This is a genomic window from Pseudogracilibacillus amylolyticus (SeqCode), from assembly GCF_051918545.1.
Lineage (GTDB): Bacteria > Bacillota > Bacilli > Bacillales > Amphibacillaceae > Pseudogracilibacillus.
The window spans coordinates 14,984-35,745 of record NZ_JBPPZG010000013.1; the positions used below are offsets into that span (position 1 = coordinate 14,984).

Sequence of the window (20,762 nt, forward strand, 5' to 3'; positions counted from 1 at the left end):
TACATTTTTGACTTAAATTCTGACCAATTATCTCCGTTTTTCGACATTTCAACCTAAAATAGGTTTAAATTATGTTAAGATATATTTTACAAAATAATAAAGCAACATACAATATAGTTTTAGGAAGAAAGTAGGAATTTTAAAGTGAAGAAGATCGTTATCGTCGGAGCTGGGATTATCGGTGCAACTGCCGCTTATAATCTTGCACGAACAGGTGTGGACGTTACTATAGTTGACCATCATAAAGAAGGTCGAGCTACATCCGCTGCAGCAGGTATTATTTGCCCATGGATTACCCGACGTAGAAACAAAGCATGGTATGAATTGGCTAGAAAAGGTGCGGCTTATTTAGAAGAATTAATTTCTGAATTACATATCGATGGCGAAAATAAAACCAAATACAAAAAAGTCGGTGCAGTTCGGTTACATACAGACAAGGAGAACTTACTTCAATTAAAGGAAATTGCCTTAAAAAGAAGAGAAGATGCACCACAAATGGGCGAAATTTCCCTGTTAAGTATCGAGGAAACGAATGAAAAAATTCCTTATTTAAATGGAATTTATCATGCTTTATTTATCGAAGGTGCTGCTAGATTAGACGGAAATGCGCTCCGAGATTCACTCATTGCTGCTGCAAAAAAACACGGTGCTACTTATATAGAAGGAAATGCAGAACTTATTTACAAAAATAAAACAATTATCGGCGTTCGGGCTGGAGAAGTTTATATTGATGCCGATATCGTCATTGGAACGAATGGTGTATGGATGCCAGAACTTTTAAAACCGTTTGGAATTGATCTAAATATCTCTGCTCAAAAAGGTGAAATCATTCATCTAAAAACTGATTCATTAGATACTTCATCGCTTCCTGTCATCACGCCGCCAAACAACCAATATATTTTGCATTTCGATGACGGTAAAATTGTAATTGGTGCTACCCATAAAAACATTTCCGAGTTTGATATGAAGACGACTGCAGGTGGAATTCATTATATCTTAGATGAAGCTATTAAAGTTGCCCCCAGTTTAGCAGAATACTCCATCACAGAAACTCGAGTCGGATTCAGACCATTTACATTTAATCATTTGCCGATTTTCGGTTCCGTTCCTTCCATTAAAGGGCTGTTAATCGCAAATGGACTTGGTGCCTCAGGGTTAACTACAGGACCCTTTATTGGTAATCAATTAGCAAAAATAGTGCAAGCGGAAGAACTCGATGTTAATTTGGATCATTATCTCGTAGAACAAGCAATAATAAATTAAATAGCTAATTAATATAGACATCCGCAGGACTTTTTGTCAAGCGGATGTTTTGCAATAATAAACTTCATTTTTTTACATCGCTCTGGACTTTTGTTCGTTCATTTTTACCTCAAACTTTTTCAAGTTATCCGCCACTTTTAAGTAAACAAACTGGAATATCGGGCTTTGGATAAACGTAAATACAAATGTAAAAATAAATACAGGTCCACCGATCAATAATCCTAATAGTAACACACTCGTTTCCGTAATAATCCTCACTTTTCCAATAGAAACTCCCGTTTTATCGGAAATCGAAAGCATGAACCCATCGCGAGGTCCTGATCCGATTCCAGCACCATTGTAGATACCACCGCCAATCCCCATAATAACGATTCCCATAATGATCACAACAACATCCGTCCAAGTATGAGTCGCTTGTGGTAAAAAATCAAGCCATAAATACAAGTCGACAAACATACCAATAAGTATTGCATTCGCTATTGTTCCGAATTTTACATAAGTTCGATCAAGAATGAGTGAAACGGTAATTAAAATAATGCCAATAATAATATTCCACGAACCGATGGATAACCCAATCTTTTCAAATAATGCAACACTTAAAACGTCCCATGGATGAATTCCTAGATGTTGCATATTAATCGTTACGGAAATCCCCAGACTAAAAATAAGATTTCCAATCATAAACACCAAAATTCGAGCATAAATCAAGTCTGTTCACTACTTTCAATCCGTAATAAAACACCCTCACTTTTTTCCGCTTACGTTTTCCCTATTAAATTATAACATGGAATGAATGCCAAACTTAAATACCGTGCCTCTTTATGTTTTACGATCCATGATTAATGGACTATAAATAAGTAACGCCAAAGGACTAAATAAATGAAAAAACAACAGTAAAATTAACTTTAGAAAACTTGTTAGTAACCGTTCACTTATCCTTTTGTTCCAGTTAAACAAGTACATAGGCGATGAGGGAAACTAAAATGGATGTAACAGTCATTGCTATGAGTGGTTTTAATGCTCTTGTGCGGACATCTTTTAAACTGACATTAAGTCCTAAACCGACCATCGCTGCTGTTAATAACCATGTTGTAATGTTATCTATTGTTTGTAATATCTCATCTGACACAGGAATAAAACGACCGAATACGTAACTGCCTAATATACTTAGTAAAATAAATCCGAGTAAAAAATATGGAAACGGAACCTTTGTCTTACTTTGTTTAGCATCTTTATTTTTTCGTTTCATCAGATAAATAAATATAAAGCTAAGTGGTACGAGCAAGAATACACGTCCAAGTTTAGCTAATAATGCAATAGCTAATGCGTCGTTCCCCGCCGGTTCTGCTGCAATAGCCACATGTGCTAACTCATGCAAACTCATGCCAGACCAAATCCCATAATCTATTACATCAAGAGGGAGGATTGGTCTAATAATCGTATAAATAATCGAAAAGACAGTTCCCATTAAAGCGATGATTCCGACACTTATTGCTGTATCTTCATCTTTCGCCTTGATAATCGGAGCAATGGCAGCAATAGCAGCAGCACCACACACTCCAGTACCGACACCTAGTAGTAAAGATATCGATTTGTCTGCTTTTAATAATTTTGCTAACCATATAATAAATAGAATAGCAAACGCAATTATGATGGTATCACGGACAAGTAACCCAAGACCGTCACGAAAAATAACATCAATATTAAGTTTTAATCCATATAAAATGATAGCTAACCGTAATAATGTTTTTGCTGAAAATGAAATCCCATTTCTAATAATTTCAGGATAACCGAAAAACTGCCTATATAATACAGCAATAATAATAGCACTTGCCAGTTGACCAATATGGCTAAATCCAGGAACTTTAGCAAGTAAAAATCCTAACAAGGCAATAAAAAAAGTAAATATCACTCCAGTTGTCCATGTTAATGCAAGATTTGTTTGTAGTTTCCTCTCCTGTGGATGTGAATTCATTGATGCACCTCCTTATTAAAGAATAATTAGTTTATTTGCATAAGTAAAATAATTATTTATAATTATTTTCATAAGTAATTACTTATTATAGGTAAGGGTGAGTATAAAAATGGATAAACATTTAGAAGTATTTGTTACAGTCGTTGAACAGCAAAATTTTTCTCGAGCAGCAGAAGAACTGCACATGACACAACCAGCAGTGAGTCAATACATTCGTTTATTGGAAGAAGACATAGGTTGTAGATTGTTAGAACGAACGAATAAATATGTACGTATAAATAAAGCTGGTGAAATTGTTTACCACCACGCAAAAGAAATTATCGGGCTGTATACAAAAATGGAAAGTTTAATTGACGAATTAACGAATAAAGCCAAAGGAAAATTGACTATCGGAGCAAGTTATACATTTGGCGAATATGTGTTACCACAGATTATTTCGATCATGCAACCGAAATACCCAGATATTCAGCCGATCGTAACGATAGGGAATACAACATATATTGCAGAATTAGTGGAGAGGCATCAATTAGATATTGGTATTGTCGAAGGAAAGATTAAAAACACAAATTTAAATCAAAAGACATTTACAGAAGATGAGTTATATATCGTAGCATCTCCAAAACATCCATTACATCAGCAATCTACTATTTCTGTATCTGAATTAAATAAAGCAACGTGGGTGATACGTGAAAAAGGTTCGGGAACACGGGAGGCAATGGATACTTTATTGTTGAAATTAGGTATCCAACCAGCAAAAACGTTGGAATTCAGCAGTACACAGCCGATCAAAGAAGTAGTCGCGGCAGGTCTTGGGATTAGCCTGTTATCAAAATGGGCGATACAAAAAGAATTAAACAATGGGGATTTAGTCATCTTACGAGTTAACGGAACACCGTTTTCCCGTCAATTCTCATATATTACGAATTCCCCGTTTCAAACAAAAGCTTTAGAGTTATTTATAACTTATTTGCATCGTAAAGAATTTATTTAGTATATAACTTGAGTCTTTTTCAAAAAAATCATGCGGTGTCAAGCTGATGAATTGTTACTTGTCCCTACAGAACCATATTCGCTGCAAGGAACGGTTTTGATAGTATTTAAAATGGTGAAATAACAATCTCGTGAATATGGTTGTATAAAATGTGTGTATAGATTTGTAAACTCTAATCATTTTGTACTGTATTTTAAACCAAATAAAAACCCATGAATCCTTATTTATCAAGGTTCATGAGTTCAATCAGACAATATTATATTAACTAAAATTATTCGCAAATACCAGTGGTCGAAATTTAATAAGTCCCTAAACCATTAATCAAATCAATTCGTAGAGATAAAGGTATTTCTAAGGATGAAATGATTCGTAAGACTGGATTATCTGAACTTAATATAACCTGGATCGAAAAAAGAAATGTCTGCTATTCTCCTCATGCGCATTTTTCAATGGCGGAGGCGTTAGATTATCCTTTTGCTGAATTAATGAAAGTTGGTTAGTGCATAGATAGCTATAAAGATGCAGATCATGTGAGGCGGGGGGTTGAAAGAATGTTTTATGAAAAAAACATCAGATCTTCCTTTCATATATCTAATGTAGAGGATTTAAATGATGGAGATATTAAAGAAATGAATTCTATTCATATATCTAATGTAGAGGATTTAAATGATGGAGATATTAAAGAAATGAATTCTATTATTAAGAAAGAATTCAGTGATGACGAATAAAAATAAGCCGTTCCCCTTCCATCAGGGATGCGGCTTGAGCAGTATTAATAGTCTTATTTTATCTTTATATTCGTTATTTATTCATTTGAGACTAGTTATGTCCCAGTCCCCCCCATTACTTTAAGTGCATTATTTTTACAAAGTTAGGACAGCAAAAAGTTATTCTAGTTTACTTGATAATTCAAGCAATATTTCCGGCCAAAAATCTACTTTTCCAGCTGTCTTTCCAGTACGAACTATTACAACGTTATATTTAGGACTAACATAGATAACTTGACCATATTTGCCATGTGCAAAAAAATCATAATCTCCATCTTCACGTTCGTAACCTAGCCACATATATTTGTAATATCCATTGTCACGATTGAAAAAGTCCCATTCGGTATAACTATAGTATGAATCATTTAAATTCTCTTTCCTTTTTGTAGAATCAATGATCCATTGGCTTGATATAATCTGTTCTCCATTCCAGTTACCTTTATTCAAATACAATTTTCCAAACCTGGCAAAATCGATAGCCCTTGCATTTATACCACTTTCCATTTTTTCAAACCCATGCTTTTGGCTATCAATACTCCATGTTGCTGAAAATTGCATTCCTACTGGTTTCCATAATGTTTCTTGTAAATATTCAGAAATAGTTTTTTGAGTTGACCTTTCTAAAATTATTCCTAACAAAAGAGGATTATAATTATTGTATAGAAACTTTTCGCCTGGTCTATCGACTAATTTGGTTTCCCCTAAAGCTAAACGTCTTAGATTAGGGGAATAATATGTTTTAGCATCATCACTAAACAATAATGGTCTTTCATTATAATGAAGTCCAGAGGACATATTTAAAAGGTGTTCAATACTAATCTCTTCAAAGCCTTTATTACTCAATTCAGGTATATAGTTAGTAATGGGCTCTTCAATACTCTCAATATAGCCATCACCTATTGCTTTACCAATGAGAAATGATACAAACGATTTTGCTACAGAAAAAGACGTATTTATAGACTCTCTACTATAGTCGTTAAAATATTTTTCATATATTATTTTGTCATTTTTAATGATAATAAATGATGTTGTATCAGTCTCATTAAAGAACTGTTTAGCATCGCCAATCGTATACCTTTTTTGCTTATAGTAATAGTTAATATCCATCAACAAATCATCGATATAACTTTCTTTCAAGTTATATTCGAACGTATGGCTGTCATTCGCCTTCTCAATCTGCCTATATGCAAACTTTTGATGATCGTAAAAATCAGATTCCCCCCAGAGCCCCCTAGCTACATAGGTGAAAGATTTATAATCTGGCAATATTAACATATAAGAAAAAAACATTAGAATTAATACTATAATTAAGACACCAATCTTTCTTCGCATAAGTTTCCCCTTAATTTCAGATTTTTAATTTAATTTTTATTATCATTCTATCGATTTAATCTTAAGGAATACTCCATGGATGAAGAAGCAACCGTCTTATTCAACTATCTCACCCGTTACTTCAAGAAATAACAACTGCGAATCTTTTACCCTTCACTTTGTTTCTGTTTTGTAAAATAGAGGTTTAAGTCGTCATCTACCAAAACTTGACTTCCTGGAGAAACAGGCTCTTCTTTATACATGACACCTCTCCCATCTGGGATATACCCCCTCTTTGTATAAATGCGGTGGGCATTTCCATAACTATCATACAAACCAACACCAATTCCAACTATTCCAAAGTCCTTTAAAGCAATCTCTTCTATCGCATCCATTAAGGCACTTCCAATCCCTTTTTTTCTTAATATAGGGATGACGTTAAAATCGTTGACTTCTGGAATTCCATTTTCTAAAAAATATGGATAGTATGATTTTAAAAGAAGCATTCCTGTTTATGAAGTAATTTGAGGTTTGCACAAAAAAAGAGCCCTCTTGGTATAGTACGGAGTATCAACGCACGTTGATCTCTAATTAATAAATACCAAGGAGTCTCCATCTCTGTTTAAAATTTTGTTCATAACACTTATTTTTCTATAGGTTGCTCTGGTTCTTCCACTTCCACGGGTCCGCCCGGTTCATCATCGAAAAAATCTGGTGGATTAGGTGGGGCTGAAGCATTATTACTAATTCTAATCTCTACAGTGTAAGTCATTGGTACAAATTCATTAAAATTACTCATACCGACCACGGTTCCCTTTACCTCAGGTGAATCGACAAACTTAACAATGTATTTGATATTAGCACCTTTTGACTGATATTCTTCATAAAATAATCTCGGCAAATCCCCTTCTAGTTGTCCACGAAAATCATGTAAATAAGGTCTACCTTGCGAATAAGTAACCGTAACACTTTTATTATCTTTCTCCGTTAACTTTGTGTCTGCTTTAACAGATTGGGAAATAAGTGTTCCATAAGGAGCTTCTGCGTTAAATACATGCTTAACTGTCACATCTAAATCTGGGTAATTGCTAGTAGCTTCTTCGGCTGTTAGTCCCCAAAAATTCGGAACCACTACGGCTTCACCTAAAGATACAACAACTTCCATCTTATCCCTTTTCGCAATCATTTCATTTGCTGCTTCGCTTTGACTAATAATATGACCCGCTTCGATATCGTCAGAATCCGCCTCTTTGTACGTCATATCAATTTCATTGGTTTCTACCCATTTTTCCACTTCTTCTTTGGGAGTTCCTGTAAAGTCAGGTATAGTAATATTTTTTTCGAAAACTTCTTTCCCTTTCGAATAATAGACAGTAGCACTGTCTTTACGTCGGTATTCCGATTCATCAATATCATTGTCTTTGATGGTAAACTTAATAAACTTTCCTTCTTTAATATCATCACTATACTCCGCGACAAGTTGCAGGTTTTCCGCTTTATTCTCATCAATCCATGCTTCTGCTTCCTCTCGGTTCATTGTTGAAAAATCAGCAAGTGGAATATTCTCTTCTGGATCAGGGCCTAGACTGCTAACTAATTGGAGTGTCTTTCCTTTTCGGATTTTCTTTCCAGGAGGAACACTTTGTGAAATAATATCATTTGCATCATGTTCCATACTATATTCTTGTTCTAGTTCAATTTCTACATCATTTTCTTTCGCCCAAGTACGAGCATCTGAAACAGGCTTGTCCGCAAAATTTTCAACTTTTACATGGACAAGCATATGATAAATGAAAAAGAGCAACAGACAAGCTAAGACGGAACCTGCAATGATTAGCCACATCCGAAGTCTTTTTTTTCTTTGATAATCAAGATCAATCTCCACTTCTTCTTCTGCATCTTTCCGACGGCTACTTCTAGAAAAGGTAGGCTTTGATTCAGGTGGAGTATCAACCTCAGGTACTGTTTTTTCTAATTCCGCAGCAGAAGCTTGTTCTTCCTGCTTATGCTGCGGATCTGTTTCTTCTTGATTTTCTGTTTTCTTTACTTTCTCATCTTTTATATTTTTGTCTTCTTGCTCATTCACCATATCTTGGTACTTGTCTTTATTAAATTTCGATAAAAAGTCACTCATAGGAAGATAGTACACCCTTCCTCAACTGAAAAGCTTGATCAGACTGCAATGCAATTTCATTAGAGTGTGTTACCACAATGACACATTTCTCGTGCTCATGTGCCAATTTTTTAAAGATATCAATGATTTCTTGCTCCATCTCTTCATCAAGATTTCCTGTAGGCTCATCTGCAAGAATTAATTCCACATTAGTCGCCAGCGCACGGGCAATTGCTACACGCTGCTGCTCTCCACCAGAAAGTTTATTAACTAAACGATCTGCTTTGCTTTTTACAATTCCGATGTAATCCAATAAATTATAGGCTACTGTTTTTGTATCTTCCGGAATTTCATTTTCGGTAATTGACATAGGAACCAATACATTTTCTACAGCTGTAAAAGTCGGAATTAAATTATAACTTTGAAAGATAATTCCGACATTATTACGGCGATACCTTTCATACCCAATTTTCTTAATGTCTTCTTCTTTAAATAATACAGTTCCACTATGTGGTGAATCCAAGGCACTGAGTAATGATAATAAGGTGGTTTTTCCTGAACCCGATTGCCCCAAAATCGTATAAAATTTCCCTCTCTCAAAAGAGATAGATGTATCTTTTAAAATATAACGACGTTGCTCGCCATCTTGATAATAATAACTTAAATCTTTCGCTTCTAATATCATAATCTCACCTCTCTATTACATCAGTATTTTTTTCGGATTTAACCTTACAATATACATTAGTGGAATAACCGTTGAAATTAAAATAGTTAATAGACCAATTCCATAGAAACCTAGAATATAACTTGAATTTAGGTTTACCTCATAAGAATCTAAAACATCTTCTGTTGTCAAATTTGTTTGAAGCTCATCATAATATATAACTTCTTCATAAGGCGTATTTTTATCAGCCGCTTTAATCATCGTATCAGAGATCTGGCTAGCCAAAAAGCTTCCGCTAAATACGGATAAAGTAATACCAATTAGCGCAACAACCATTATTTCGATTAGGATTTGCCCGACAACGCGGCTCCGTCGTTCTCCTAAAGATAAGTAAATGCCCAATTCACGTTTTCGATCCCTTAAGAATAGTAAAACTACTAAACCAGTTATCAGCACCGTTGCAATTACTGCGACAATCAATATATATTTTGAAAGTTTAGACATTGACTCCATTGGTCCTGCAATGCTATCATATTGATCCGTAGCACTGATTACTGTATAGTATTCTGGAAGTAACGGATTTACCTCTTCCTCAAATGCTTCAATATCTTCAGGATTATTTAGGACAAATACTGGTGTGTAATATTCGAAAGATTCATCTTCCTCCTCTATCATTGCTGCATATTCTTCATCCGCTTTCATATATGCTTCCCAATAATATTTATTTTCACTGGCGACGATTTCATTTGGAACATACACTGTATTTTGATAATCTATATCCATCCAATCAATCATATAGTCATCCGTTTTTTCTTCCTGATCTTTTTTAACGGATTGTGGTTCAAATAATCCGATGATTTCTAATACAACATCCCTGGATTCAATTAACTCTTCCTCTCCAGTCTCATCATCATGATCAAACACTTGATTCTCTAATGTAAACGTATCTCCTACATGTAGGTTATTTTTTTCTGCCAATTTTTTTGAAATAATCGCTACAGAAGTGCCATTATCTATCTCTTCCTGTGTAAAAACACGTCCATCGATTAATTGTCCCTTCTGTTCTTCAAAGTCAATCACAGGAGCATAGTTGATTCCTTTCAACATAAAGTCCATACTGGGACCCATCATTACAACGTCCCCGTCCATCTCCTCACCCTGATAACTCTCAATGCTCTCGGATCCTAGATTGGTAGCCATACTATAATCATAGTATTTTAGATAGGACAGCTCGCCAATTTGTTTAATTAAATCAAGATCTAAATCTTCAATTTCTACACTTTCCCACTCTTCATCACTGAACGAATCCAAAGTTTCATAATCGAGCTCAACTGTTGCCGCAGCTCCCAGTTTTTCTTTAATATTTTTTTCTACATTACCAGTTGCTTGTTGAATGGAAATTGCTCCTGCTATTAAATTTCCTAGGATGAAAATAACGGCTAATAAAATTAATGATTTTCCTTTTTTTCTTATAATACTTAAAATTCCCCGCTTAATAAAATTCATTACAAACCCCCTCACTAATAATTTACTTAAATTTTATCTTTTGAAAAAACTCTGCCTCTTCATGCCACAATATGCATGACCATTATCTGTTCCCAAAGTAAAATATTGGTTAAACGTATTATATCTATAATACACTTAAAAAACAACAACTATTTGTTTGGGCAAGGAGATTAGACACCACATCTTGAAAAAGTCGAATACCAATCCGTGACACTTGGATAATCGCCATAATGAGTAAGCTGTCCCTTTAGAAGATAGCATGTGGAGTTTGACCTATTATTGTCTCTCCGGATTATTATAAAGAAAGGATCAGAGTGCCTAATTATTGAGACTATCTAGCTTAGCAAAACTTCATTGCTCAAAAATGCTATACTCAAATTGTATAGCATTTTTAACTTTGGATAATCATGTATAAACTAAATGGAAAATCGGTAAAAGATTTGTAGTCGGAAAAAAAGGCGATGTTTATATGAAACATTACCTATGTGTAAAAGTATTCGAGAATGAAGGTAAAACACTAATAGAAGGTGGAATTAGTGAAGTTGGAAAAGCTTAAGGGCAACCAGATATTTTAGGAAGCATACGCAACATGTCAGAGAAGCAGCCACATTATACTAATTATTCCCAAAAGAATGATAAACTCCCTAGCTTACTAAAAATTCAAATAATAGAATTCGATGACAAGGCTAATAAAGAAGGTATTACAGCCAGATTTAAAGTTGAAATAAACTCAAAAATTTAAGTTTAATAAATGAGAGAACAGTGCATTAAAGCCATATCAAAAAGTAATCGAAATAACTTATGAAAAAGAAAAATGATATTGTGTATGTGTCGTATTTAATTATTGATTACAGCCTCTGAAATTTACCACCGATTACCAAACTGTTTACCAACACAAACTCCTATATAATTATTGAGCACACTTATGGTTGTGCGACACTTTTATGTAGGAGTTTTTTGTATGATTCATTATTGAAGGATTTTAGAATTTCATCATGACAACATCATTCTAAGAGACATCGCTAGCAAATACGGTTCAGAAGGTTATTGTTTAATTTTGGATAAAAGCCAGTTCATCAAACGATACTTTTGTCATCAAGAAGAACCATTCAAATATTAAATTAGTTGTATTGTGGGTGGAAAACATAACCAATTAGAAAAGGAGCATTTAGAACCAAAAGAGAAGCCCAGATTGCTGCTGAAATGGAAGCGAAATTAGCAAAGGGCATTGTCCCCCATTTAGAAAATACCTTTCAATGAATACTTTGAAAACTGGTTTCTTTTATATAAAAAACCAAAAGTAAGTAAAGCTATTTTAAACCACTATAAATATTCTTTGAAAGTAATAAACGATTACTTCCAATTTACCGCAATTCAAGATATAACTAGACTATCAAAAATTTTTGAACTGGCTTAGCAAAAGAAACAGTCAGTAAAGTAAATTCTCACATTAGAGAATGTGTTTTAGATGCAATTGATGAAGGTGTTATACATGTTGACTTCACGAGAAAAGTTAAAATATATTATACAGTTGAAGCTAAAAAGAAAAGTGAAAAACATTTAAATAGATAGTCAGAGGATTACGTTATGCAAAACTTATTGGATTAACTAGGAAGGATTTTAACTTTGAAAACAATACAATCGAAGTAAATAAAACTTGGGGATATACTAATAAAATGCCAAAAGGATTTGGACCAACTAAAAATGAATCATCTATTCGTACAGTTGACGTTAGTCCTAAAGTTATGAAACACTTTAAAGATTTATTTAATAACACTCCTACAAATATACATCAATTAGTATTTTTTAGTGAATCGTTAAAATATTTAGTAATTAGTAATACAAATGTAAACAAGCTATTAGGGGATTTGAAGATTGTTGTAATAACATTACTTGGATTAATACACACATATGCAAGTGTCCTTTTATATAAGAGATTATCGCTTGGTTACGTTTCTGAATCATTAGGTCATAAAAATACAATTAGAACACAACAAGATTATGCTCACGTTTTAGCTGAACAAAAACAAGAGGATGGACAGAAAGCATTAAGTGTCTTTGATGAGATGGTCGGATAAATCAATGTGTAAAAAATGTGTAAAAAAAATCAAATTCAATCGTTTCTAATCGTTTTTTCAAAATATTAAACAAAGCTAAAAGCACCTACAAATGTTGTTATATCAACATTTGTAGGTGCTAATTTATTTTCTAACTTTATACTAAATATATCTTGTAATACCAGTGGTCGGTCTCGAACCGACACTCCCGTGAAGGAACGGGATTTTGAGTCCCGCGCGTCTGCCAATTCCGCCACACTGGCAATAAATTTATTTTTGGAGGCGGCAACCGGATTTGAACCGGTGATAAAGGTTTTGCAGACCTCTGCCTTACCACTTGGCTATGCCGCCATAATATAAGCGGAAGACGGGATTCGAACCCGCGACCCTCACCTTGGCAAGGTGATATTCTACCACTGAACTACTTCCGCAAGCTAGCTGGGCTACTAGGATTCGAACCTAGGAATGACGGAACCAAAATCCGTTGCCTTACCGCTTGGCTATAGCCCAATGAAAAATAAATGGGGCGACCGGTGGGATTTGAACCCACGCATGCCGGAGCCACAATCCGGTGCGTTAACCACTTCGCCACGACCGCCATCATCATTAGGGATAACTATTCACTTATGGCAGGGGTAGTAGGAATCGAACCCACATCAAAGGTTTTGGAGACCTTCGTTTTACCATTAAACTATACCCCTATATTTAGTGGTGGAGGGGGGCAGATTCGAACTGCCGAACCCGATGGGAGCGGATTTACAGTCCGCCGCGTTTAGCCACTTCGCTACCCCTCCATCGTATTAATAAATGTGGCTCGAGACGGAATCGAACCGCCGACACAAGGATTTTCAGTCCTTTGCTCTACCGACTGAGCTATCGAGCCGTTAATATGGCGATCCGGACGGGACTCGAACCCGCGACCTCCAGCGTGACAGGCTGGCATTCTAACCAACTGAACTACCGGACCGTTAAAAAACTTACCAATAATAAAATACCATTAATGATTGGTATTAGTCAAATTAATCAATTATATAATATTTTAGTAAAACTTATTAAAAATACTTAGTTATACTAAAGTACGAGTAAGTAAAGATGCACTAAAGTACAACGTATTAAAGATAATTGGTTGCGGGGGCAGGATTTGAACCTGCGACCTTCGGGTTATGAGCCCGACGAGCTGCCAGACTGCTCCACCCCGCGATATAATAAAGTATTTAGTTTGGTACCTGCTATTGAGTAGCGGTATTTCTTTTGGGGAGTCTCGTCGTGCTTGCGCACTCCTCGCATGTGAGACATGCTCCACCCCGCGATATAATAAAGTATTTAGTTTGGTACCCGCTTATTGAGTAGCCAATGTTCGTATTCCAATTTCAAAGTAACATTACTTTTAAAATTATGGTGGAGGATGCAGGGCTCGAACCTGCGACCCCTTGCTTGTAAGGCAAGTGCTCTCCCAGCTGAGCTAATCCTCCGACTATATAGGATGTGCAAATATTGCGATAGGACGTATCGTTCTTAATATCCTATTTAACATATAAAATAATGGTGACCCGTACGGGATTCGAACCCGTGTTACCGCCGTGAAAGGGCGGTGTCTTAACCACTTGACCAACGGGCCAGTATTTATGCTGGCGGAGAGCAAGGGATTTGAACCCTTGAGACCACGTTAGTGGCCTACACGATTTCCAATCGTGCTCCTTCGACCAACTCGGACAGCTCTCCGAATGGCTCCACAGGTAGGATTCGAACCTACGACCGATCGGTTAACAGCCGATTGCTCTACCACTGAGCTACTGTGGAATAAGTTAAGTTATATGAAGTTTGAAAAATCATATGTATAATGTTGCGAAACAAGCATTTGTCACTGATAAATGACGTGCTGATTTTTAGCGACAATTTATATTATATCTGTTTCTAGAAAAAATGCAAGCTTATTTCTTAAAAACTTTTAAAAAGTTTCAAATTAGCTACAAATCAGTACTTTTTATTCCATTTAGTGAGAAAAAACAAACATTTCCCTCCTTTTCGAGAAGGGAAATTTATATTTCATAATATTAATTTATCAATTTTTTCTACAAGAGTTACAATTTCCGGTTTACTAACTTGGGCATTTGCACCGACTGTCTCTCCTTTATGGAATAAATCCTTCGTAATTAAAGAAGAGAAAATAATTACTGGTATATCTTGTAAACGTGCATCTTTTTTAACTCGCCCCGTTAAATGATGCCCATCCATTTGTGGCATTTCAATATCTGAAATTATAATATTGACCTCTTCTTTAGGATCGATTGCTTCATTATTAGATAATCCTTCTAAATATTCCCATGCTTCTTTTCCATTTTCAAAAAAGCGTAAGTTTTCATATCCTGCTTCTGTTAATGTATCTTGGAGCAGCTGCCTAAGCATTTTTGAATCTTCAGCAATAACGACCTTTTTTGTCGATCGTTCACGCGGTCCTAAAACTTTCAAGCTTTCTACATTTACTCCAGATTTTGGGTCAATTTCTACAACTACCTTTTCAAAGTCCAATAAAATGGACATATGACCTTCCAATTTTATAATCCCAATTGCATAGGCATGTTCCCCTGCAGATAATTCCGATGGTTTTTCAATCTGTTCCCAAGATATTCTATGTATTCGTGAAACGTGATGAACTCTAAATGCAATTTTCATCTGATTTAATTCTGCAATAATAAATTTATCTCGTTTTGGATCCTCTGATTCAGCAATATTTAGGACTTTGGCCAAATTAACAACAGGTAAAACCTCTTCACGCAATCGGATAACTCCCTCAACATGTTCGTGAGCGTTCGGTATTTTCGTTACTTCAACTGCATTAATTATTTCTCTTACCTTTAATACGTTAATTCCAAAAACGCCAGATCCGATCTCAAACATAATTACTTCTAATTCGTTTGTACCGCTCTCCAACAAAATATCGGTTCGTGTTCCACCCATTCTTCCGGCCTCCAATTTTCATCTAATCTAAACGGCTCAGTTACTGCATTGCAACTAAAGTACTAAGACTATTATAACAGATTCATTACTGAAGACCAATAAATTATACAGTGCCGTATGAGTATTTCAAAATCAGTATATTTCAAAGCTAAGGTGGAAAAGTAAATTTAATCATAATCACCAAGGGGAAAAAGCCATGAGTGAAAAGCAACGTATATATTTTCATGATTTAATAATATATTGGAAACAATACTCAAGTTATAATACTTGGCAATTTTGGACTGTTCTTTTAGCTATTTTGCTTTCATTAGTTGTTTTGTATTTCTTTATTGACCGACAGCATAAAACAAGTTGAATCGGAGGTGGATAGAGTGCCTAGAAGAGGAAGGGATACTGATCAAAAAACGACTCCGCAACCAGATGGTTTTAAAGAAGGAGTAATGAATGATCCTACTGGTGTACAGTATGGGATTGAAGTTGGACACGAAAAACTTGTAAATCCCGCCGATATTGCAAAAGTGACAAGTAAAAAATCGGATCGAAAGAAGTAAAGTAGATAACAGAAGTTAGATAGTTGCCTTCTTGTCCTCAGGGTTTAGGGTGTTCCACCTTAATAAGCCGGACAAGGAGGCAATTCCTTTCCTGTTCTCTCATTAAACCGTACGTGAGGTTTTTCCTCATACGGCTTTCCTACGTTCTTCTTCTTTGGTTTACGGATTTATTTTACTTTCCTTGGCACAACACCGGGGGAATCTTTGGTGCTACACCCCTGAGTTCTTCACACCTTCCATGGTTTTCGCGTATATTCACCAGACTCAACTTTCCTTATTCTTCGTAGAGAGCAGGCAGAATTACTATTCTTTTTGCGTTAGAAATTCATTGTATCTAATTCATCCAAGCCACTCCACCACCGTTCCATCTTTACACTGTAGTCTATTTCACTGCATTACTTGCGATATGAACTGCATCCCAAACGCCTGCAAATGGCGGAGCATAACAAAGATCAGTCATGCCTAGTTCTTCTGCAGTCATCTTATTATGGATAGCAATCGCAAACATATCGATTCGAAGAACTACACCTTTTGGTCCGACCGATTGGGCTCCTAAAATGCGTCTCGTTCTTTTCTCACAAATCAACTTTATCCAAATCGGCGTTTGACCTGGATAATATTTTGGGTGATCATTACTTCTGATAAAAACAGTCGTATAATCGATTGCTAATCTCTTCGCATCTTTCTCCGACATGCCGGTTCTAGCTACTTCTAGGTTAAAAACTTTTACCGCAGCACTGCCAAGTGTTCCCGGATATTTAATATGGTTACCGGCAATATTAGCGCCTGCAATTCTGCCGCATTTATTTGCGTTTGTTCCAAGTGGGATATACGCATTTTCTTGCATTACTTTATTGTATACTTCTGCACAATCACCAGCAGCATAGATATCTTCTACATTCGTTCGCATTTCACGATCAATAATAATAGCACCGTTTTTTGCTAAGTGAATTCCTGATCCTTCTAAAAATTTGGTCGCCGGCTTCACCCCAATAGAAAAGATAACAAGATCGGCAGGGTAAACGCCTTTACTCGTTTGTACAGCGTTTACCTTACCATCACCAAGAAATTTTTCTACTTTCTCATTAAGATGAAGACGTACATCTTGTTTGATCAATTCCTTTTCAACGAGTTCAGTGATTTCCGGATCAAAGTTCGTCAAAACACGGTCAGCCTGTTCCACAACCGTAACATTTTTGCCGATATACCGCATTGCCTCAGCAACTTCGATTCCAATATATCCTCCGCCAACAATAACGATATTTTTCACATCATTTTGATGAGCGATTTGTTTCAGAGCAATCCCGTCATCCAATGTTTTTAGAACATGGATATTCTGTAGATCTAATCCTTCAAAAGGCGGTTTAATCGGTACTGTTCCACTACCAATCATCAATTTATCATATGTGTCAATGAAGACATTCCCATTTTCTAAGTTTTTTACCATCACTTGTTTTCGTTCTGGGGCAACTTTCACCACTTCATGACGTATAAAAACATCGATACCTACTTCTTCAAATTGCTCTTTCGTACGAGCAATCATTTTTTTATAGTCATCATTCTCACCTGAGACATAATATGGTAATCCACATGCACCATAAGACACATATGCATCTTTTTCATAAACAACTACTTGTGCATCACTATTCATTCTTTTTAATTTAGAAGCTGCAGACATTCCGGCTGCAACTCCTCCAATAACGATTAGCTTCATAGTTTATTTCTCCTAATAAGAGGAGCTTTATGCATGCTTATTTATTCCACGCTGGCTCCTCATCAATTATTCCAAATACGAGCGCATCAATTGGACATTTTTATAAGGGCGCATCTTATACCGATTGCCCAGAAGAAACAAGGACAATTCGTCCTCTCCTGCTCCAATTGTATCCGCTGCCGCGAAATATTCTTTTTTCTAACTAGGCTCAATTCCTAACATTTTATACCCCTGTAAATCCTCATATTTTCGAGTGGACTTATCTACTTACTACTTTGCTAATTACAGGCCTCCATTATGAAAAAGAACATGATTTTTAACTATTCTCCCCCACTAAGTCCAAATGCATTTGCATCATCTGTATCAATATATGCATTCAAGTGCATAACGCTTGTTCATCCGGCTCGTCACATTATTATTCATGATGTCCCCTTTTTCGCCGTTTACTTGAACGGCTACTTTTTGCCGGTTACTTACATCTTCATTTTCTAGTGACACATGAATATGACGTGCCGAGATACCGACAGGCACATCTCCTTTCTTTCAGGATAATGCTTGGTAAGCCTGTGAACCCAATTCTGCTAGTACTTTTTTTATCTCTTATAATATATCTATTTTATCAAATTGGTTCACGGCTCATTCACCACTTTACTTTAAGTCAGGTAATAGTTTGGAAATAATTCCATGTGCCCTAGGAATCACATGGACCAGCTAAGATTTTCCTACACGGCTGGCTGATTCTCCTCCTACTTCTGCCGCTACTTTTACGGCCCCAACATCTTCTTGAATAATAACGGATACTAGTCCAGATCCAATTTTTTCAGTACTACAACCTCGATATTTACCGCTTTAACATCGAATCAGCTGCTTCAATTGCTACTGTTAACCTCTTGTTTCAATAATTCCTAATGATTCACTCATTGTTTATTATCCTCCTTGTGCTTCTTATTACCCGTTGTTTTTTCAGTTTAATCAGTTTTTTCTCCAGGAGAGAGAATATAACGCAGCTCTTCATGTGGATTTAAGCTTGTTTTGAAGCATATTATAGATCTTTTTATATAATGTATATTAATACGTTTGACACTTATCAAACCACATGTTAAAATTTTATGAAATGATATTTTTAAGCACTAACATTAGATAATGATCAAACATTAAGTTAGGATGTGATAAAACGTTGGAAAAATTACATGAACACTTTTATGTCGATCGTTCTCCTGTATTTGAATTGTTTGTGCTTATATTTCAATTAACAAGGTTCAAAAAAGAAGAAAAAGAGAGTTATCAAAAACCGCAGACTGAAGCGTTGAATGAGTGGCTTGAAAAACAACATGAAAATCTATCTGATGATCTGCTTGAAGAAATGAATGTTTTTTTCCATCCAGATAGCTTCTTTGGATTATCACTGACTCAACTTATTTATCAAGAAAATAAACATGGTGATATTGAAGAATGTCTCGCTTTTTTACAAAAACAAAATCCTCAAAAAATCATTTCCTATTTTTTTAACACTGGACATAATTATTTAGATGATGAATCTATTATTGAAGATCCCACCAAAATTCATGAACATATTAAAAGTAGCACACTACCAATGAATGAACGATCAAAATTATTTTATCTTTACTTTAATCCCGAAGATACACGAGAAAGACTTGTAGCTCTAATCCAAAAATGTTATGAGCAAATTTATAAAGCAAATACAAAACAACTGGATGCGATTCACACAGAAGGTATTCGGAAATTTAAGTCCTTATCTATTCAGCAATTATATAAGATTATTAATTTTGAAGAAAATACACCAGTTGAAAAACTTCCTAAAACGATTATAATGATCCCATCTTATTACCTTCAAGATAGAACCACATTTTCGTATGATGGTGATCCTAATACTGACAATGTTATAACTATTGTCGGAATGGATGTTGTTACTAAATTATTGGATGGCGCGAATACGGAAGAAAAAATTATTGAATTTGCCCGCGCTTTATCCGATAAGAAACGGATAAATATTATCCAGGAGTTGAACAAAGCACCTCGTTATGGATACGAACTTGCTCAGCGACTCAATTTATCAAGTCCAACAATTTCACATCATATGTCTATTTTGTTTCGCTTAGGACTTGTAACAACATCAAAATATGAAAATAAAATTTATTATGAAGTAAATAAAGAAAAATTAAAACAATCATTTACAGAAATGATCGACCTGTTAACGTAAAAAATAAATCGAAATAACTCGATTTATTTTTTCTCCACTTATTCGATGGACATCAAATATTATGTTCGATAAAAATAGAGGAGGTGTTTCAGAATGAACTTTACCGAATATATCCATCATTATGAAATAAAGCAAAGACAAAACCGACTAAATAATCTTTGTTTTATAAAAACAGCCTTTGATGAAAAATTATTCCTAAAAACGATTTTTTCAAGGGGGAAATTTGTTTGTGGTGTCGGGAGATAAATTAATTTCACACTTCGAAACCTAAAGAAATTCCGGCAAAAATTCTTTAGGTTTTTTATTTCTGTATTTTCTATACTTTCGATCTTATAAAACAAAATATAAAATAAATAATATACAAAGTGCATACATAATCGGATGTACTTCTTTAAAACGCTTTTGAGCCATTAGAGCAAGTGGGTAAAGGATAAAACCAAAAGCAATACCTGTTGCCACACTGGAGGATAAGGGCATCATTATAATTGTAATAAATGATGGAATCGCAATTTCTAACTTACTCCAGTTTATATCACTTACTTGCATTGCCATTAATGCTCCCACAACAATTAACGCAGGTGCTGTAACTTCTGTAGTAATGACAGCAAGAATTGGCGAGAAAAATAATGCGATCGCAAAACAAGCAGCGATGACAACAGACGTAAATCCGG

18 protein-coding genes, 14 tRNA genes and 1 pseudogene are annotated in these 20,762 nt (G+C 35.3%); 8 read left to right on the forward strand and 25 right to left on the reverse strand.

Annotated elements, in window-relative coordinates:
• The first annotated feature begins 144 nt into the window (after positions 1-144).
• Entirely contained in the window at positions 145-1,263 is a 1,119-nt protein-coding gene (locus ACPYKA_RS02765) for an NAD(P)/FAD-dependent oxidoreductase (protein WP_479540892.1), read from the forward strand.
• Positions 1,264-1,335: 72 nt separating this feature from the next.
• Here ACPYKA_RS02765 and ACPYKA_RS02770 read toward each other — a convergent pair whose 3' ends face one another.
• Both ACPYKA_RS02770 and ACPYKA_RS02775 read right to left on the reverse strand, forming a co-directional pair.
• A complete protein-coding gene (locus ACPYKA_RS02770; protein WP_479540893.1) occupies positions 1,336-1,971 on the reverse strand; it encodes a YczE/YyaS/YitT family protein in 636 nt (211 codons plus the stop codon).
• Positions 1,972-2,212: 241 nt separating this feature from the next.
• Positions 2,213-3,238 carry a YeiH family protein gene (locus ACPYKA_RS02775; protein ID WP_479540894.1) on the reverse strand — a complete coding sequence of 342 codons (1,026 nt, stop codon included), beginning with the start codon at positions 3,236-3,238 and terminating at the stop codon, positions 2,213-2,215.
• A gap of 109 nt (positions 3,239-3,347) precedes the next feature.
• Here ACPYKA_RS02775 and ACPYKA_RS02780 point away from each other — a divergent pair, with 109 nt between their 5' ends.
• Together ACPYKA_RS02780 and ACPYKA_RS02785 are read left to right on the forward strand one after the other, a co-directional pair.
• The gene (locus tag ACPYKA_RS02780; protein ID WP_479540895.1) at positions 3,348-4,229 is read left to right on the forward strand and encodes a LysR family transcriptional regulator; all 882 of its coding nucleotides are present in this window, start codon (positions 3,348-3,350) and stop codon (positions 4,227-4,229) included.
• Positions 4,230-4,780: 551 nt separating this feature from the next.
• Positions 4,781-4,957: a hypothetical protein gene (locus tag ACPYKA_RS02785; RefSeq protein ID WP_479540896.1), complete on the forward strand. Its 177-nt coding sequence runs from the start codon at positions 4,781-4,783 to the stop codon at positions 4,955-4,957.
• Between the two features lie 159 nt (positions 4,958-5,116).
• On the opposite strand, the gene ACPYKA_RS02790 is transcribed toward ACPYKA_RS02785, so the two are convergent.
• From ACPYKA_RS02790 to ACPYKA_RS02810, 5 genes are all read right to left on the reverse strand, one after another.
• Positions 5,117-6,328, reverse strand: a complete 1,212-nt coding sequence (locus ACPYKA_RS02790; protein WP_479540897.1) for a serine hydrolase domain-containing protein — start codon at positions 6,326-6,328, stop codon at positions 5,117-5,119.
• Positions 6,329-6,474: 146 nt separating this feature from the next.
• Positions 6,475-6,813, reverse strand: a complete 339-nt coding sequence (locus ACPYKA_RS02795) for a GNAT family N-acetyltransferase (RefSeq protein ID WP_479540898.1) — start codon at positions 6,811-6,813, stop codon at positions 6,475-6,477.
• Between the two features lie 137 nt (positions 6,814-6,950).
• Positions 6,951-8,441, reverse strand: coding sequence for a PASTA domain-containing protein (locus ACPYKA_RS02800; protein WP_479540899.1), 1,491 nt, complete (start codon positions 8,439-8,441; stop codon positions 6,951-6,953).
• Positions 8,434-9,105, reverse strand: a complete 672-nt coding sequence (locus ACPYKA_RS02805) for an ABC transporter ATP-binding protein (protein ID WP_479540900.1) — start codon at positions 9,103-9,105, stop codon at positions 8,434-8,436. The genes ACPYKA_RS02800 and ACPYKA_RS02805 overlap by 8 nt, the downstream gene beginning before the upstream one ends.
• A 15-nt stretch (positions 9,106-9,120) precedes the next feature.
• Positions 9,121-10,590 (reverse strand): ABC transporter permease, encoded by a 1,470-nt coding sequence (locus ACPYKA_RS02810; RefSeq protein ID WP_479540901.1) that lies wholly within the window; start codon positions 10,588-10,590, stop codon positions 9,121-9,123.
• A gap of 1,598 nt (positions 10,591-12,188) precedes the next feature.
• Here ACPYKA_RS02810 and ACPYKA_RS02815 point away from each other — a divergent pair.
• Complete coding sequence (locus ACPYKA_RS02815; protein ID WP_479540911.1) at positions 12,189-12,668, forward strand: site-specific integrase; 480 nt, start codon at positions 12,189-12,191, stop codon at positions 12,666-12,668.
• 158 nt (positions 12,669-12,826) lie between these two features.
• On the opposite strand, the gene ACPYKA_RS02820 is transcribed toward ACPYKA_RS02815, so the two are convergent.
• The 15 genes from ACPYKA_RS02820 to ACPYKA_RS02890 form a co-directional block, all read right to left on the reverse strand.
• Positions 12,827-12,910 (reverse strand) — tRNA-Leu (locus ACPYKA_RS02820).
• A 14-nt stretch (positions 12,911-12,924) separates the two neighbouring features.
• A tRNA-Cys gene (locus ACPYKA_RS02825) sits at positions 12,925-12,998 on the reverse strand.
• An 8-nt stretch (positions 12,999-13,006) separates the two neighbouring features.
• A tRNA-Gly gene (locus ACPYKA_RS02830) sits at positions 13,007-13,078 on the reverse strand.
• A 7-nt stretch (positions 13,079-13,085) separates the two neighbouring features.
• Positions 13,086-13,157, reverse strand: a tRNA-Gln gene (locus tag ACPYKA_RS02835).
• A gap of 12 nt (positions 13,158-13,169) precedes the next feature.
• Positions 13,170-13,245: transfer RNA gene (locus ACPYKA_RS02840), tRNA-His, on the reverse strand.
• A 29-nt stretch (positions 13,246-13,274) separates the two neighbouring features.
• Positions 13,275-13,348 (reverse strand) — tRNA-Trp (locus tag ACPYKA_RS02845).
• An 8-nt stretch (positions 13,349-13,356) separates the two neighbouring features.
• Positions 13,357-13,441 (reverse strand) — tRNA-Tyr (locus tag ACPYKA_RS02850).
• Positions 13,442-13,457: 16 nt separating this feature from the next.
• Positions 13,458-13,530 (reverse strand) — tRNA-Phe (locus tag ACPYKA_RS02855).
• 7 nt (positions 13,531-13,537) lie between these two features.
• Positions 13,538-13,614, reverse strand: a tRNA-Asp gene (locus ACPYKA_RS02860).
• Positions 13,615-13,770: 156 nt separating this feature from the next.
• Positions 13,771-13,847, reverse strand: a tRNA-Met gene (locus tag ACPYKA_RS02865).
• A 196-nt stretch (positions 13,848-14,043) separates the two neighbouring features.
• A tRNA-Val gene (locus tag ACPYKA_RS02870) sits at positions 14,044-14,119 on the reverse strand.
• A gap of 71 nt (positions 14,120-14,190) precedes the next feature.
• Positions 14,191-14,265 (reverse strand) — tRNA-Glu (locus ACPYKA_RS02875).
• Between the two features lie 11 nt (positions 14,266-14,276).
• A tRNA-Ser gene (locus tag ACPYKA_RS02880) sits at positions 14,277-14,369 on the reverse strand.
• Positions 14,370-14,372: 3 nt separating this feature from the next.
• Positions 14,373-14,447 (reverse strand) — tRNA-Asn (locus ACPYKA_RS02885).
• Positions 14,448-14,693: 246 nt separating this feature from the next.
• A complete protein-coding gene (locus tag ACPYKA_RS02890; protein ID WP_479540902.1) occupies positions 14,694-15,605 on the reverse strand; it encodes a chemotaxis protein in 912 nt (303 codons plus the stop codon).
• 196 nt (positions 15,606-15,801) lie between these two features.
• Here ACPYKA_RS02890 and ACPYKA_RS02895 point away from each other — a divergent pair, with 196 nt between their 5' ends.
• Together ACPYKA_RS02895 and ACPYKA_RS02900 are read left to right on the forward strand one after the other, a co-directional pair.
• Positions 15,802-15,960, forward strand: a complete 159-nt coding sequence (locus ACPYKA_RS02895) for a hypothetical protein (protein WP_479540903.1) — start codon at positions 15,802-15,804, stop codon at positions 15,958-15,960.
• A gap of 16 nt (positions 15,961-15,976) precedes the next feature.
• Positions 15,977-16,156: a hypothetical protein gene (locus ACPYKA_RS02900; RefSeq protein WP_479540904.1), complete on the forward strand. Its 180-nt coding sequence runs from the start codon at positions 15,977-15,979 to the stop codon at positions 16,154-16,156.
• Positions 16,157-16,538: 382 nt separating this feature from the next.
• Here ACPYKA_RS02900 and ACPYKA_RS02905 read toward each other — a convergent pair whose 3' ends face one another.
• The gene (locus ACPYKA_RS02905; protein ID WP_479540905.1) at positions 16,539-17,870 is read right to left on the reverse strand and encodes a CoA-disulfide reductase; all 1,332 of its coding nucleotides are present in this window, start codon (positions 17,868-17,870) and stop codon (positions 16,539-16,541) included.
• Between the two features lie 363 nt (positions 17,871-18,233).
• The gene (locus ACPYKA_RS02910) at positions 18,234-18,401 is read right to left on the reverse strand and encodes a hypothetical protein (RefSeq protein ID WP_479540906.1); all 168 of its coding nucleotides are present in this window, start codon (positions 18,399-18,401) and stop codon (positions 18,234-18,236) included.
• Between the two features lie 646 nt (positions 18,402-19,047).
• Here ACPYKA_RS02910 and ACPYKA_RS02915 point away from each other — a divergent pair.
• Together ACPYKA_RS02915 and ACPYKA_RS02920 are read left to right on the forward strand one after the other, a co-directional pair.
• Positions 19,048-20,091, forward strand: coding sequence for an ArsR/SmtB family transcription factor (locus tag ACPYKA_RS02915; RefSeq protein ID WP_479540907.1), 1,044 nt, complete (start codon positions 19,048-19,050; stop codon positions 20,089-20,091).
• A 93-nt stretch (positions 20,092-20,184) separates the two neighbouring features.
• Positions 20,185-20,337, forward strand: a complete 153-nt coding sequence (locus ACPYKA_RS02920; RefSeq protein WP_479540908.1) for a hypothetical protein — start codon at positions 20,185-20,187, stop codon at positions 20,335-20,337.
• An 84-nt stretch (positions 20,338-20,421) separates the two neighbouring features.
• Here ACPYKA_RS02920 and ACPYKA_RS02925 read toward each other — a convergent pair.
• Positions 20,422-20,762, reverse strand: a pseudogene (locus ACPYKA_RS02925) (NCS2 family permease); the annotation flags it as partial.

What these genes read in the sequence shown, in the direction of transcription:
- ACPYKA_RS02775 (WP_479540894.1), bottom strand. Translation starts at nt 3,238, where the DNA reads ATGAATTCACATCCACAGGAGAGGAAACTACAAACAAATCTTGCATTA.
- ACPYKA_RS02890 (WP_479540902.1), bottom strand. Translation starts at nt 15,605, where the DNA reads ATGGGTGGAACACGAACCGATATTTTGTTGGAGAGCGGTACAAACGAA.
- ACPYKA_RS02800 (WP_479540899.1), bottom strand. Translation starts at nt 8,441, where the DNA reads ATGAGTGACTTTTTATCGAAATTTAATAAAGACAAGTACCAAGATATG.
- ACPYKA_RS02895 (WP_479540903.1), top strand. Translation starts at nt 15,802, where the DNA reads ATGAGTGAAAAGCAACGTATATATTTTCATGATTTAATAATATATTGG.
- ACPYKA_RS02905 (WP_479540905.1), bottom strand. Translation starts at nt 17,870, where the DNA reads ATGAAGCTAATCGTTATTGGAGGAGTTGCAGCCGGAATGTCTGCAGCT.
- ACPYKA_RS02805 (WP_479540900.1), bottom strand. Translation starts at nt 9,105, where the DNA reads ATGATATTAGAAGCGAAAGATTTAAGTTATTATTATCAAGATGGCGAG.
- ACPYKA_RS02810 (WP_479540901.1), bottom strand. Translation starts at nt 10,590, where the DNA reads ATGAATTTTATTAAGCGGGGAATTTTAAGTATTATAAGAAAAAAAGGA.
- ACPYKA_RS02920 (WP_479540908.1), top strand. Translation starts at nt 20,185, where the DNA reads ATGAACTTTACCGAATATATCCATCATTATGAAATAAAGCAAAGACAA.
- ACPYKA_RS02780 (WP_479540895.1), top strand. Translation starts at nt 3,348, where the DNA reads ATGGATAAACATTTAGAAGTATTTGTTACAGTCGTTGAACAGCAAAAT.
- ACPYKA_RS02790 (WP_479540897.1), bottom strand. Translation starts at nt 6,328, where the DNA reads ATGCGAAGAAAGATTGGTGTCTTAATTATAGTATTAATTCTAATGTTT.
- ACPYKA_RS02785 (WP_479540896.1), top strand. Translation starts at nt 4,781, where the DNA reads ATGTTTTATGAAAAAAACATCAGATCTTCCTTTCATATATCTAATGTA.
- ACPYKA_RS02795 (WP_479540898.1), bottom strand. Translation starts at nt 6,813, where the DNA reads ATGCTTCTTTTAAAATCATACTATCCATATTTTTTAGAAAATGGAATT.